The following is a 14469-nucleotide window of genomic DNA, read 5'->3' as shown; positions in this document are numbered from 1 at the left end:
CGGTGTATTTAACCGCCGCTTTTTTTTGTCTGCATAAAAGCACAAGCCCAGGGTCGCATAGATGAAGGGGCATGAGTATAATGGCGCCCTTATTTTTTGGGCGCGGATCAAGGCCACCCCTAATGAATGCAGTAGAGAAAATATTTGTGCTGGGCTTGCCCCGTACCGGCACCACCAGCGTGTGTGTGGCGGCCTTGCAGTTGGGCTTGCCTACGGCGCACACCGCCTATACTCAGGCCTGCTTTGAACAGGCTCAGGTGCTGGCCGACACTCCTTGTTTTAGTCATTATCCCGAGCTTGCCAGGCGCTATCCGCGCAGTCGCTTTATTCTCCTTTGCCGTGATGAACAGGCCTGGCTGGCATCCATTAAGCAATTACTGGCGCGCATGAGCGATAACCTGTTATGCACCCATGGCGGCTTTAGCCCTTTATTAAAACAAAGTTATGGGCGGGTATTTGCCCCTCTGAACCCACACACACTGGCGGATGATGCTCACCTTTTACACTGTTATCGCCGCCACCAACAGCAGGTGCGCGACTATTTTGCCACTCAGAGCGAGCGTTTGTTGTGCCTGAATTTAGGCGAACCCCATGCCTACCACACATTCTGCCGCTTTTTGGGTGTTGAGCCCCAAGGCAGCGAGTTTGCCCACCTTAATAAGGGTAATAAGGTAATGGCCTGGCGCGACATTAAAAGCCCGCTGAAAATTGCCTCGACCCGCAATGGCAAGGTGGATAACCTCGATAGCTGGTGGTTAGGCTAAGGGTCTTGGCTTGGGACTGGCGTGAATGGCCTTGGCTGCGTACAATAGCGCCAATTTTAGTTGTCAGTAATGCTTATGTTTGAACTCGAATTTAATACGCCACAGCAGTGGACCGATGCGGTGCTTGCCGACTTCGACGCCTTTTTACAAGATCATGCCGCCGCTGAGAAAAAAGCCTCGGGCATGGCGCTTTCTATGCTGTCTCACTACCCGGATAAGCGTAAATTGGTCAAGGCCATGACGGACTTGGCACTTGAAGAAATGATCCACTTTAAGCAGGTGGTGAAGTTGCTTACCGAGCGTGATGTTAATCTCGGCGACGATAAAAAAGACCCCTATGTAAATCAGCTGCGCGGCATGTTCCGCCATGGTAAAGAAGTCTTTATGCTCGACCGTCTGCTGGTGGCTGCGGTGATTGAGGCGCGCGGTCATGAGCGTTTTGCTTTAATCGCCGAGGCGTTGCCGCCGGGTAAGGACAAGGAATTTTATACCGCCATCGCCAAGTCTGAAGAAAAACACAAGAATCTGTTTGTGGAATTGGCCTACGAATATTTCGATAAAGAAGAAGTGGATGCTCGTCTGGCCGAGGTGATCACCCGCGAAGCACAAATCTGTGCCTCTTTGCCATATCGCGCCGCCTTACATTAAGGTTTGTAGGTCGATGCTCTGCGTCGACAAAAGGGCCTTGTCGGCAAGCCATTGTCGGGCTGAAAGCCCGACCTGCAGGCGACCTACAACGAGATGCTGTAGGTGGCAAAGGCACAGTTAGCCGTGCGCCTTATCCAAGGCGCGTAGCTTAAAGCCCAGCCAACATAAGATGATGCCGAAGGCAAAGGCATAAATGGCGACCAGCCAAAGCATGGCAATGATCCCCTGGCCCGGGTTAATGATCAGATAGATACCAAAGATGATCGATACCACCCCGCTTAACAGCAACAAGGTCACGCCCTGCAGGTGCTTAAAGAGCTTGATCGCTGCCGCCATTTCCATCATGCCAATAATGATGGCCCAAAAGGCGATCAAATAGAGCATGATCAAGGCGGTCAGCTGAGGCATGCTGACCGTAACTATGGCCGCGACAATACCTAAAATGCCGGCTATCAGCGTTAAATACCAGTAAGACGAATACTGCTTTTGTTTAAATGCCAGCCAAATCCGCGAGCACCCGTCGAACATAAAGAAGGCGGCAAAGACAAAGATCAAGGCGCCTATGGTGGCTTGTGGTGAAAACCAGGCCACGGCGGCAAAGATAATGGCGATGATCCCCTGAATAACAAAGATTGGCCACTGACCCGGTAGTGAAGTATTAATAGTCATTATGCTCTCCTATTGCGGCTGCTTATAAACTTGGCCCGCTTTCATCACAAAATCAACCCGCTCCAAGACACTGATATCTTCCAACGGGTTACCGTCAACGGCAATCATGTCGGCGGCAAAGTCAGTGTTTAACTGGCCTAATTGCTTTTCGGCGCGCAATAGCTTGGCGGCATTGATGGTGGCACTTTGAATGGCCTCTAAGGGCGTCATGCCATATTCCACCATGCGAGAAAACTGCTTGGCATTGTCACCGTGCGGATAAATAGCAGCGTCGGTGCCAAACACCATATTCAACCCCGCATCCACGGCACGACTAAAGCTTTCACGCTGACGCTTGGATACCTGGCGCTCTTTATTTAGGTTTTCCTCGGCAACGCCATTTTGCTCACCATAGGTGAGGGTGTATTCGGTGTTGTAGATATCCATGGACAACCAGGTGCCGTGCTTTTTCGCCAGCTTAATGCCTTCGTCGTCGATATAGCTGACATGTTCAACGCTGTCGGCTCCGGCGATAATGGCCGCCTTGATACCGCTGGTGCCATGGGCATGAGCGGCCACGGTTAAGCCACGCAGATGTGCTTCTTCCACCAGGGCATTCATTTCTTCCTGGCTGTATTGCTGTACACCCACCTTGGTGCCTTTGGAGAAAACGCCGCCGGTGGCACAAAACTTAATGACGTTGGCGCCATATTTAATATTTTCACGTACCTTGGCGCGCACCGCCCAGGGGCCATCGGCCACGCCTTCGGCGCGGTAATTTAATTCCGGCGGTACCCGGTTGTTGTCGCAGTGGCCTCCAGTGACTCCCAAGGAAGGGCCGGCCGCCCAGATCCGCGGTCCGGGTACATCACCTGCTTCTATACCATCGCGCAGGGCAATCACGCTGTAGCCGGTGGCGCCAATATTACGCAAGGTGGTAAAGCCTGCGAGCAGGGTTTTATGAGCAAAGTAGGCCGCTTTGATGGCTTTACGCGGCGCCGAATCGCTAAAGCGTTGCACTCGGGGAACGGTGGGATCCGAAGTCAGATGCACATGCATGTCCATTAAACCGGGCAGCAGCATCTTGTTGCCCAGGTCGATTAATTGGTCCTCGGCGCCCAAGGGGGTCGGCAGGGTATGGCCAATGTCTGTGATAACGCCCTCATCTATGCTGATAACGACATTCTCAAGTACCTTGCCATTGGTGACATCCAACATTTTGTCGGCTTTAACATAGGTGGCGCTGTAGGCTGGGTTAGCCAAAGCCATAAGGGCGCTGCCTATCGCGGCGCCGACTAAGGAATAAAAAGGCTTAAACATAATGATCCCAAAAATAAAAATAGCTTTTTGAATCTATCAAGTGTCTGCTTTTAAGGCAATTTTTAACGATAAAGTGTGAGCTTTTTAATTTTGCTGTCTATGCTAATTGAAGATGGAATTAAGGATATTAGACGATGTTGATAAGGGCGTGCTTACTGGTTTTGTTATTGGCCAGTAGCCTGTGCGGTGCCACACAAGGCAAGGTAACGGTAAAAGAGATAATGCAAAATCAGCAGCCTGAGCAGACGGAGCAAGAGGCAAGCGAGCAAGACCAAGGTATTGAAGAGGTGGCGCTGGATAAGCTGCACAGGGAAACGCCTCGTGGGACCATGCAGGGTTATCTTAATGCCGCTAGGTCTCGCGATTTTACCTTGGCCAGTGACTATTTAGATTTTCGTAACTTGAGCCCCGAGGTGTTGGCGCTGGGCAAACCGCAATTGGCGGAAATCCTTTATTTGGTGCTTGAGCGCACTCTTTGGGTCGACTTGCCAAGCCTCAGCAGTCAGCCACAAGGCAAGGAGCAGGATTTACTGCCTAGCTATCGCGACTTGGTGGGCGAACTCACAACCGCTCAGGGGCCGGTGCAGATTTTGTTACAAAGGGTGCCAGCAGAGAGTGGCGGTAATTATATCTGGAAGATATCTAATGCCACGGTGGCACAAATCCCCTTATTAAAGACGCATTACAGTTATTCCCCAAGCGGCGAGTGGCTCTACAAGCATCTCCCGGATCAGAGTTTTCTCGGGGTCAAACTCTGGCAATGGGTCTATTACAGTGCCAATTTACTGGTGTATTTATTACTGGCGTTTGCTATTACCCGGGTGCTTGCCTTTATTGCCAAGCGTATTAAGCCGGATTTAAGTGCCGAGGCCAGTGGTTTGATCAATGGCCCCTTGTGTTTGTTGCTCGGGGTGATATTGGCCCGCAACCTGGCCTCAGAGGCCAATTCGACGCTGGCCAGCAAAGCCGTCTTTGAAGGGGCGACCTTATTGATCCTAGCCTGGACCTGGTTTGCCCTGCGCGCCATTGACGTAGTCCGTTATCGTTTTAGCCAGCGCTTGATCCTACGAGGCAATGAGCAAGCCGTGTATCTGCTGCGACCGCTTGGCAACGTAGTGCAAATCGCCGTGGTCATCATGGCGTTATTTTTATGGTTGGAAAACCTTGGCTTTAGCGCCACCACCTTAGTGGCCGGGTTGGGTATTGGTGGCTTGGCGGTGGCTTTGGCGGCGCAAAAATCGGTGGAGAACATTATCGGTGCTATCACCTTGTATTCATCGGCGCCGGTACGGGTGGGGCAGGTATGCCGCTTTGGCGAGCAGGTTGGTACGGTGGAAGAAATAGGTTTGCGGGCCACCCGGGTGCGCACCTTAAACCGCACAGTGATCCATGTGCCCAATGCTCGTTTTGTTGACATGGAGTTGGAAAACATTTCCGAGCGTGAGCGTATTGGCTATCGTCCCGAGCTGATCCTTGATAGAAGTACCAGTAGCGCGCAGATCGCGGACCTACAAGCCGAGTTGATGCAACTTTTGGGGCAGCAGCCAGATGTTGCAGATAGCCCCTGTCGCGCGCGCTTTACCGGATTTGTGCCGCGGGGGCTGTGTATCGAGGTGCTTTGTTATATTGAAACCACCGACTTTAATCTGTACCTGGCCCGCAGCGAAGAACTTAATCTCGCTATCTTGTCTTTGTTGCACAAGTTGAAGATTGATTTGGCGCCACCTGATTATTTTTGAATGGTATATTTATTAACCAGTTAGGTTCGGTGTTGGGCTTTTTATGTTTATAAGTTTGGTGGGTATCGCGAAATATTATAATTAGACTATGCTTATTTTTTATGCATAAAGGACAATTGTCCTTAAATGCGCATAAAATCTTTTAAAATTCTCGATTGTGTTGGTAAAAGGTGGGAAATGTTGCAAAAAAATGAAATAAAGCTGATTTGAAGCTTCATTTCGGTGCTATACTTCGCCACCGTAATGTTCAGCCTTTTATTGGTGCCTGTACTCTCAAATTTAAGGTCCGCGTGGAGCACGCGAAAAATTGAACATTGTGCCGGGTGATAGGGCGCTACATATCTACCAATGAACAAAAGAGTACAAATAAGGGTTAAATCCGACATGAAAGCGATGAAACGTACTGCGCTTGCCAATCTAATTAAAGCAACGCTGTTATCTGCTGCTGCAGGTTCTGCATTCTCTTCCACAGCTGCCGAGCAACAAGGCCCAGCGGCGAAAGACAAATCACTTGAAGTTATTCAAATCACAGCCCGTAAACGTGTTGAAAATGCACAGGAAGTTCCTGTAGCCGTTTCTGCACTTCAGGGCGACAGCCTGGATGCGTACAGCTCCGCGGGTATGGATATTCGTTTTATGAATGCCAAGATCCCAAGCTTGTCGATTGAATCTTCATTCGGTCGCTCATTCCCACGTTTTTACGTGCGTGGTCTAGGTAACACAGACTTCGATTTGAACGCCTCACAACCAGTTTCTTTAGTTGTTGACGAAGTGGTGCAAGAAAACGCCATTCTTAAAGGTTTCCCAGTATTTGACGTGGCTCGCGTTGAAGTATTGCGTGGTCCTCAGGGTACCCTGTTCGGCCGTAATACCCCGGCGGGTCTGGTAAAGTTCGATACCGTTAAACCAAGCCAGGACTTTGAAGGTTATGGCTCAGTATCATACGGCAGCCGTGGTGCTATCGATTTTGAAGGTGCCGTAGGTGGCGCTTTAACAGATCGCCTGTCAACGCGCGTTTCTGTACTGTGGCAAGATAAAGACGATTACATCGATAATGTCGCTCCGGGTTTTGAACAAAAAGACGTGCTAGGCGGTTACACTGACCAAGCCGCGCGTATTCAATTCCTTTACGAAGGTGACGATTTCACCGGCCTGTTTAACTACCATGTTCGCGATATGGACGGCACACCTATTGCGTTTCGTGCCAATGCTATCAAAGCGGGCAGCAATGATTTGGTATCCGGTTTTGAGCACGACGAGATACAACACGACGCCGCTTCACGTGCAACTCAGCAAGTAGAATCTCAAGGTGCCAGCCTGCGCCTGGAATGGGATCTGGATGAGCACACTGTGACCTCAATCACGGCGTGGGAAAGTGCTGAGATCTATTCACGCGCCGATATCGATGGTGGTTACGGCGGTTATGAAATCGACGGCCAAGCAGTGCCAAGTGGCCCAGGCTTTATTCCGTTCACTTCAGAAAGTGCCGACGGTATTCCGGATCACGACCAATATACTCAAGAGCTGCGCCTGACCAGTAACTTCTCTGGCGACTTTAACTATCAGGTAGGTTTGTTCTACTTTGATGAAGCTTTGACCATTGAAAACTTTAGCTATGACACGGCCGCCAATGGTGCCCTGAACGGTTATGTGCTCCAGCAGCAAGACACCGAAGCCTGGGCGGTATTCGGCTCGGTTGATTACACAGTAACCGACGACTTTAAAGTGACCGTGGGTCTGCGTTACTCCGACGACGATAAAGAATTTAGCGCGAACCGTACCTTGAGCCCAGTTGGCGGCGGCACCTTGTTCCTAACGGAAAACCCAAGTGACGACCATGTGAGCTGGGATATCTCAACCAACTATAAAGTGAATGATGATATCAACTGGTACGCCCGAGTTGCCAACAGCTTCCGTGCACCAAGTATTCAGGGTCGTATCCTGTTTGGCGACGAAGTAACCGTAGCCAAGTCTGAAACTCTGACCTCGTACGAAACGGGTATCAAGTCAGATGTATGGGATGGTCGTGGTCGCGTTAACCTGGCTGTATTCTATTACGATATGGACGATCAGCAACTGACCGCAGTAGGTGGTGGTGCCAACTTTAACCGTCTTGTTAACGCTGACAAAACAACTGGTTATGGTTTTGAGCTAGATACCCAATGGGTACTAACAGACAACCTAAATGCTACTTTCAACCTGAGCTACAATAACACCGAGCTGAAAGACGATGACCTAGCGGTTGCCGTTTGTGCTCAGTGTACGGTAACGGATCCTACCTATCAGGTGCCGGGTGCATTTGGTCCTGAAGACCGTGCTATTTTGGACGGCAACAGTTTGCCGCACGCTCCTGAGTGGATCTCAAACCTAACGCTTCGTTACAGCCGTGAAATGGCCGATGGTGAGTTCTTCACTTATGCGGACGTTTCATACCGCAGCGAAATCGACTTCTTCTTATATGAGTCGGTGGAATTTGAAGGCAAGGCCTTGACCGAAGTTGGCTTACGTTCTGGTTATAGCTGGGCAGAAGGAGACAACGAATATGAAGTGTCGGCTTTCGTTCGTAACCTGTTTGATGAGCAGCAAGCTATTGGCGCCGTTGATTTCAACAACAACACCGCCATGGTGAACGAAGAGCGTTATATTGGCGCCGAGTTCAAGATCAGCTTCTTCTAAGCTAACGAATAAGCAAGTTATGCAAAACCCGCCTTGATGGCGGGTTTTTTCGTTTATATCGCATCACCTTACTGGTACAGTACAGTTTTTATAGATACATGAGAGTATTAGCATGTCTGGATTTTGGAACTATCGCGTTATCTTGGCGGAAGAGCAGGGCAAAGAGCCGCTTTATCAAATCCACGAAGTGGAATACACAGCCAATGGCAAGGTAAGTAACTGGTCAGAAACCGGTGCCGCACCCTTTGGCCATGACCTTGACGAGCTTAAAGCCGATGCCGAGCGACTAAAAAGCGCTTTTGAAAAGCCGGTGCTCAAGGTAGTACGCCAGGCTCGCGGCTATGAGCTGGTTGAGCTGGAAAGCGGCGAACCAGCTAGCGCCGAGCCACCCACAGCAAGTTAGACCAATTCACTTAAATAGCCAATCATTCTAGCGGGCTAAATATCATGCTCACTGTGTTGGAATTTTTCTATGTAGAATAACTACATAAGAAAAACTCCGCCTTGTGATCATATCATTTATCCAGCGCTATATCTGATCACATATTTAACAGAATTGGTATTAAAAGCGCCTCAGGGCGCTTTTGTGTTATTAGGGTCTGTTGAACTTTGGAGGGAGCATGATCACCACCTTGTTATTTGATTTCGATGGCACCTTGGTGGACTCGGAGGCGGTGCACTTTCACTGCTGGGATCTGGTACTGGCGGAGTATGGCGTTCGCTATGATGAACTGACCTTTTGTCAGCGTTATGCTGGGCGACCAACACTGGCCTCGGCCGAGGACATGGTGCTCGAACATGGTTTGCAGGTAAATCCTTTGGCCTTGGCCGCCAAAAAGAACAAGCTCTTTGCCGAGCGGGCACATAATACCTTGCCGCCGCTGATGGCTTATGCCGAGACTATTTTGCGTCAGGCTCATCAAGCGGGCTTTACTCTAGCCCTAGTGACCGGCAGCACCCGTGACGAGGTTGACCCTATTTTACATGGCTATCAACTAAGCTCCCTGTTTAGCTGTATCGTCTGCAAGGACGATGTGCACCACCCTAAGCCTCACCCCGAGCCTTATCTTATGGCCCTTGAGAAGCTGTCGGTGCCCGCCGCGCAGGGCATAGCCATTGAAGATACCCATACCGGCTCGTGCTCGGCCAAAGATGCCGGGCTAACGGTGGCCGCCGTCCCTAATTGCCATTCCCAGGTTCAGGATTTTAGCCATGTGGACAGGCGCTTTGATGATTTGCAGCAGTTCTATCTTTGGTTGTTGCAGCAAAAATAAAGACAGGTCAGCTCGTGTTGCGCTAGAGCAGCAGGTTGATGGCCAGCGCTATAAAGATCAAGCCGGTCAGCCTGTCTATCCAGAGTTGGGCACTGGGGTTACGTTTAAAGTAACGGGCAATCTTGTCACCGAAATAGATATAGGTGCAATCCACCGGAAACGCCAGAATAGGGTAGAGCAGGCCAAAAATAGCCAGTTGCACCGTGGTGGAGGTGTTGAGTGTCGGGTCAACAAACTGGGGAATAAAGGCGATAAAAAAGAGCGCCACCTTGGGGTTTAGTACCTCGGTCATCATGGCCTGTAACAGCGGGCTTTGTTTTTTAATTTGCACATGGGGTTTGTCTTCACACGCCTCACTCGCCGCATTTTGCTGCCAGCTTTGCCACAAGGTCATAATGCCGAGATAAGCCAAATAGCAGGCCCCTAAATATTGCACCGTGGTATAGGCGGTAGTGGAGGCCTTGAGCAAGGCCGATAAGCCGACCACGGCAAACAGGGTATGGGCCACGCCGCCTAAAGCAAAACCGAGGGCACAATGCAGCCCGGCGCGGCGACCATTGGCAAAGGTTTGCGCCATTAAAAAGGCATTGGAAGGGCCTGGACCCACGGCGATTAGAAAACTGGCGCCGAGAAAGGACAAGAGTAGTTCGGGGTTAAGCATGATAACGAAAGGTGGCCTGTAAAGCGCACAGGGTAGCAGCTCGACAAAAAACAATAAAGCGGGCATAAAGCCCGCTTTATTTACTTACATCTAATTTGGCTTAGAAGTTAACAGTTACAGTTGTTGAACATACTGAACTGCCTTGCTCGCACACCTGGTAACCGAAGCTACCCGCAACCTTACCTAGGCTGTCAGTGTGAGCGTTATCGTTAGCCGTAGTTGTGATTAGCTGACCGTTACGGTAGATATCTACCATAGAGGTTGCTGCACCGGCCCACGATAGGTCAACGTATGCGTCGCCACGAGTTTTGTAGCCGCTAGCGTCAAGTGTAACGTCAGCACCTGGGTTGCCACCGTTGCCGCCGTCACCGCCACAGCCGTTAGCCGTTAGGTATGCATCAGCGTCGGCCGCTTTTACGATACCGTAACCGAAGTATACGTCTTTACCCGCTGCACCCTGGTCATCTGCAGTCGCTTTAAGCGCGTTACGGATGTCTGTACCAGTACACTCTGGGTGGTTAGACCAAACTAGTGCTGCAATACCAGAAACAGCAGGTGTTGCCATTGAAGTACCGCTCATGTAGCCATAGTCGCTCGCAGAGATAGTAACAGTCGCTGAAGTTGCTGCCATAAGTGCTGCACGGTCTTCAAGGGCTGTACCTACTGCTGGGATAGAAGTGCTGTTGGTGTCGCCCAGTGTGCCGTAAAGCATGCCAGGTTCGTTGTTAACGATAATCGCGCCCAGACCACCAGAAGCTTCACAGTTAGCAACCTTGTCGTGGAAAGAGATTACACCACGGTCGATTAGACATACTTTGCCAGCTGCGCCGCCGTCGGTCGCTTCTGCCGTGCCCATGAAGTAAAGATCACCGGCTGCTGAACCTGTATTTTCCATTGCCGATACTTCTACACCTGCACCGTCAGCTGAAGCTGAAGCGAATGCCGCCATACCCGCAGGGTAAGTAGAAAGCGTATCAACACCGCCTGCAGTTACTTCTACACAGATGGTTTCATCTTCGGTCACGTTTTTACCGCGGCCAGAAGTACAGCTTGGGAATTGTGAGAAGGTAGCAATGTTATTATCGGCATCGTTAGCACCGATCATCATTACCGATGGGTAACCCGCAGGGTATGAACGTACGCTGTTGCCATCGTTACCTGCTGCAGCAACAACAAGACCGCCTGCCGCAGTAAAGTTTGCAAATGCATTCGATTCAATGCTGTTTGAACCGCCGCCACCTAGGCTCATGCTGATGATGTTAGCGCCAGCTTGTGAACACAGGTTTGTAGCGTGAGCCAGGTCAGATGAATAACCCCAACCTGAAGCGTTGAATACCTTGATGATGTGCATATCAACACCAGGAGCCATACCGACTACACCAATGTTGTTGTCTGCTGCACCGATAGTACCGGCTACGTGTGTACCGTGTGGACCACCGTTGTCGAACCAGTTACCAGTACCTGAATCATTGTCACCGGTAATTGCACCCCAGTTGAAGTCAGGGTTAGATGCGTCAAGACCTGAGTCGATAACACATACTTTCATGCCAGCGTTGGCGTTGAAAGTCACCTGGTTAGCTTGTGATTGGTAAACAGCATAAGGAGTCAGCTGTTGTGACATTGGATCGCCAAGGTCGTCGTTATATAGACCCATTGGGTAACGACGTTGGTCTGCTTCTACCAATTTAACGTGTGGGTTGTTTAGTAATCCTTTAACCGTGGCCAAGTCTTTACCAGCGAAAGTCGCTGCGAAGAAGCCATCACTATCCATGTTAACTTCACCACCCAGTTTTTTAGCGAGCGCTTTCACGACGCCTTTCTTATCGTTGTCAACTTGGATGATGTAACGGTCATCAGCAGCCATAGACTGTGTTGCGCCACTTAGAAGTGCTAACGCAACCGCGCTGCGAATCATTGTTTTTTTCATAGTAACCTCAAAAGCATTGAAGGGTGTTAACCGTTGTTTAACATTCGTTAACAATGTTACGTATGTTGGCACAAAGTGCAATAGTATTTTGTTCCTTTTTTTCTACTTTTTTAGAATATTCTGTAGATGATATGGGCAGGAAAGTTATAAAGGGGCTTCTATCTAGCTAAATTCAAAGAGGATTTTAAGGCTGGATTACTATGGGGACAGGAGCCAGCAATTTGAGAACCCTTCAAAAATTGCTGGCTAAAAATGCAACAGTTTGTCTTATTTATGTAACATTTTTCCTTTGTTGCCGAGTAGAACTAGCCAAAATGGCAGTAGCATACCTATATGCAAAGCGATTAACGCTGGCGCTGACAGGGGGAGAGACTGGGTTATTAGCACCAGCACTCCTGCGCCGCTCATCTGCATAACGCCAACCAAAGCAGAGGCGGTGCCAGCCTGCTTAGCAAAAGGGGCTAGGGCGGCGCCGGCGGCACTGCCAAGAATAAGCGCATAACCCAGGGCGCCTACAAACATGGGTATCATCAGCGCTGCGGCGTGTGCGCTGTGTTGACCGGCCACCAAGGCAATGGCGCACACCAACATCAGGGTTAGACCTAAGCGCAGGGCGCGGCGGGAGCTGCGTTTAATAAGCTGTGGGGCGATAAAGCAGGCCACCACGCTGATAGTGCCATTAAGAGAAAACCACAGCGTGAAGGTTGGAATATCTTCACCCAGGTGCTCGATGATCCACCCCGGTGCACTGGTTACAAACATTAGAATTGAGCCCATGGTTAGCATGGTGATGCAGCCGTTAAACAAGAAAATTGGGTTACGTAAAATGGGCATAAAGCGCCGAAAATCGAAAATATGGCCCTGATAGTGGCTGTCATGCGGGCGGGTTTCGCGGTAGATAAACCAAGTGGCGAGGGCACCGAGCACGGCCCATATCAGCATAAAGATAAAGTTACTTTGCCAGTTAAAACGCAGCGTCAGCCAGGCACCTAAAATGGGTGCCAGGGCGGGAATAAAACACACCACGCCATTTAAATAGGTCAGCATCTGGCCACTGCGCGCCGGACCAAACACGTCGCGCACTATGGCGAAGGCGGCAACAAAGGTGGCACAGGCGCCGATTCCTTGCACGGCACGGGCCACCAACAGCCAATTTAAATCACGGGCCATGGCACCGGCCGTGGCGGCCAGGGCATAAATCACAATACCCGCAAGGGCAACGGGACGGCGACCTATTTTATCGGCCAGGGGGCCGGCAACAAGCTGACCTAAGCCCACGGTGAGCATAAAAATGGCAACCGTCTGTTGCAGTTGCTGTTGTGATACCTGGAAATCTTTGGCCATCACCACAAAGGCGGGCAGGTAAATATCGATGGCCAGCGGGCAAAACACCACTAGCATCATTAATACGGCGATCAGAGATTTGCTTGGTTGAGAACTGGATGAAACTGAAGAAGAACTCACGATAATAATACGGCCTAGCTTACAAAGACGTATTGTAAAAATGTCTCCAAATAGATGCCAGCATTAATGTGGAAATGTTTTGTGTGTCTGTCGCGTTTATTTTGTCGCGTTGGCGACGACAACCAAAGAGGGAGTGATTCGACTCCCTCTTTGGAAACTCCGCGAACCCGTGATTCGCCTAGGCTTCCGAACTCAGCGTTTTGTTCAACGTTCCGCTTAGGTGTTGATGCGATTTAACAGCACCTCCATGTCCTGATAAATCTAGCTCGACATCGTGTCTCGCTATCAACAACACGCTTCACAACAAAAGCCGATTTCTCCAGCGCGAATCCAAACGGGAGAGGCGATACCTTATACTTCAGAGTTTGCTGATGGGCTGATAAGTGACGGGAGCCGAAGGCGACAACACCGCCTTGTTAGCAGGCAATTTCCTTCTCCAGTGCCTTAATGAAGGACTCTTCGAGATCGGCGCAATCCTTTGGGTCGGCACCTTTACGAAAGAACTTACCATTAGGGAGTTTGGGGAGCAGCGTGTTGACGGACTTCATTGGCCCATACCCCTCTGACAGCGAGCGCGGGACCCAGCCGCTATTTTTTTCTGCCACAGCGGCAATATATGCGGAGCGGAACTCCGCCCACGAACAGAGCCCGATGCCAGATGTGCCAATGCCGATGAATGTGTGTGGCCAGCGGGAAGTGTCTGTATTAACAATCCACTCATTGAACTCACCTTTCGTTAAGCGAATAGTGCCCAGCTTGGCCTCAATACCGAATTGGTGTTCGTGGTCTTTGTAATATACGACATCCCCGATGATTCCTTTTGTTCCATCAGGATTGATGTAATCCGGCACGCGCTGGTTTAGTTTGAAAAGCCTCGGAACTAGATAAGCGCTCACAAAGTGGTGTTCTCCAGGGCAAGGCCGCTTACTCAGTCCTGACTTACTGAGATAGCGATCAATGTACTCACTGTAAGTATTTAGCACCTGTGCCCCCTTGACTGCTAACAATTTAATATCGAGCGACTGGGTCGTTTTTCTGCCGCAATCTGTCTCGTTTTTGTCCTATGACCATTGATAGCAAATTTAGGAAGTACTTACCAGCGTTGAAGTTTCGCTACATTGCTCTAAACGTGGACACGACAAAAACGACCCACTGGGTCGTTTTTCTGACTATGGGAGAAACTCAAGGATTATGGATGTATACACTGTGATTTCGGTGGAAGGATGAACGTCCGATCCTCGCTCTAATCAGACTTACTGTTTGCGTTAACCTAAATTGAAACGCAGATGTATCAGCCTAATCCCGTTAAAATTCGCGCTGAAGAAATCGGCTTTTGCTGCGAAGCGTG

12 protein-coding genes are annotated in these 14469 nt (G+C 50.1%); 6 read left to right on the top strand and 6 right to left on the bottom strand.

Features of this window, described 5'->3' with window-relative positions:
- Positions 1-122: 122 nt before the first annotated feature.
- Positions 123-764 (top strand): sulfotransferase family protein, encoded by a 642-nt coding sequence (locus tag C2M35_RS08675; RefSeq protein ID WP_234000042.1) that lies wholly within the window; start codon positions 123-125, stop codon positions 762-764.
- Between the two features lie 75 nt (positions 765-839).
- On the top strand, positions 840-1412 hold the full coding sequence (locus tag C2M35_RS08670; RefSeq protein WP_105201093.1) for a tRNA-(ms[2]io[6]A)-hydroxylase: 573 nt from the start codon (positions 840-842) through the stop codon (positions 1410-1412).
- Positions 1413-1529: 117 nt separating this feature from the next.
- Here the strand turns inward: C2M35_RS08670 and C2M35_RS08665 are convergent, their stop codons facing one another.
- Both C2M35_RS08665 and C2M35_RS08660 read right to left on the bottom strand, forming a co-directional pair.
- A complete protein-coding gene (locus C2M35_RS08665) occupies positions 1530-2081 on the bottom strand; it encodes an HdeD family acid-resistance protein (protein ID WP_105200950.1) in 552 nt (183 codons plus the stop codon).
- A gap of 9 nt (positions 2082-2090) precedes the next feature.
- Positions 2091-3329, bottom strand: a complete 1239-nt coding sequence (locus C2M35_RS08660; RefSeq protein ID WP_325034837.1) for a Xaa-Pro dipeptidase — start codon at positions 3327-3329, stop codon at positions 2091-2093.
- A 185-nt stretch (positions 3330-3514) separates the two neighbouring features.
- Here C2M35_RS08660 and C2M35_RS08655 point away from each other — a divergent pair, with 185 nt between their 5' ends.
- The 4 genes from C2M35_RS08655 to C2M35_RS08640 all read left to right on the top strand — a co-directional run bounded on the left by C2M35_RS08655 (position 3515) and on the right by C2M35_RS08640 (position 9069).
- The gene (locus C2M35_RS08655) at positions 3515-5119 is read left to right on the top strand and encodes a mechanosensitive ion channel family protein (RefSeq protein ID WP_105265103.1); all 1605 of its coding nucleotides are present in this window, start codon (positions 3515-3517) and stop codon (positions 5117-5119) included.
- 384 nt (positions 5120-5503) lie between these two features.
- Positions 5504-7795, top strand: coding sequence for a TonB-dependent receptor (locus C2M35_RS08650; protein WP_105265102.1), 2292 nt, complete (start codon positions 5504-5506; stop codon positions 7793-7795).
- A 112-nt stretch (positions 7796-7907) separates the two neighbouring features.
- Entirely contained in the window at positions 7908-8198 is a 291-nt protein-coding gene (locus C2M35_RS08645) for a hypothetical protein (RefSeq protein WP_105190169.1), read from the top strand.
- A 217-nt stretch (positions 8199-8415) separates the two neighbouring features.
- On the top strand, positions 8416-9069 hold the full coding sequence (locus C2M35_RS08640; RefSeq protein ID WP_105213079.1) for an HAD family hydrolase: 654 nt from the start codon (positions 8416-8418) through the stop codon (positions 9067-9069).
- A gap of 22 nt (positions 9070-9091) precedes the next feature.
- Here the strand turns inward: C2M35_RS08640 and C2M35_RS08635 are convergent, their stop codons facing one another.
- From C2M35_RS08635 to C2M35_RS08620, 4 genes are all read right to left on the bottom strand, one after another.
- Complete coding sequence (locus tag C2M35_RS08635; RefSeq protein ID WP_105200954.1) at positions 9092-9730, bottom strand: LysE family translocator; 639 nt, start codon at positions 9728-9730, stop codon at positions 9092-9094.
- Between the two features lie 100 nt (positions 9731-9830).
- Complete coding sequence (locus C2M35_RS08630; protein WP_442792754.1) at positions 9831-11645, bottom strand: S8 family serine peptidase; 1815 nt, start codon at positions 11643-11645, stop codon at positions 9831-9833.
- A 279-nt stretch (positions 11646-11924) separates the two neighbouring features.
- On the bottom strand, positions 11925-13121 hold the full coding sequence (locus C2M35_RS08625; protein WP_267894736.1) for a multidrug effflux MFS transporter: 1197 nt from the start codon (positions 13119-13121) through the stop codon (positions 11925-11927).
- Between the two features lie 416 nt (positions 13122-13537).
- Complete coding sequence (locus tag C2M35_RS08620; protein WP_158677948.1) at positions 13538-14017, bottom strand: hypothetical protein; 480 nt, start codon at positions 14015-14017, stop codon at positions 13538-13540.
- Positions 14018-14469: the final 452 nt, after the last annotated feature.

Source organism: Pseudoalteromonas sp. T1lg76 (genome assembly GCF_002964725.1).
Classification (GTDB): domain Bacteria; phylum Pseudomonadota; class Gammaproteobacteria; order Enterobacterales; family Alteromonadaceae; genus Pseudoalteromonas.
The sequence above is the reverse complement of the archived record's forward strand: the minus strand, read 5'-3'. Positions and strand labels throughout refer to the sequence as shown.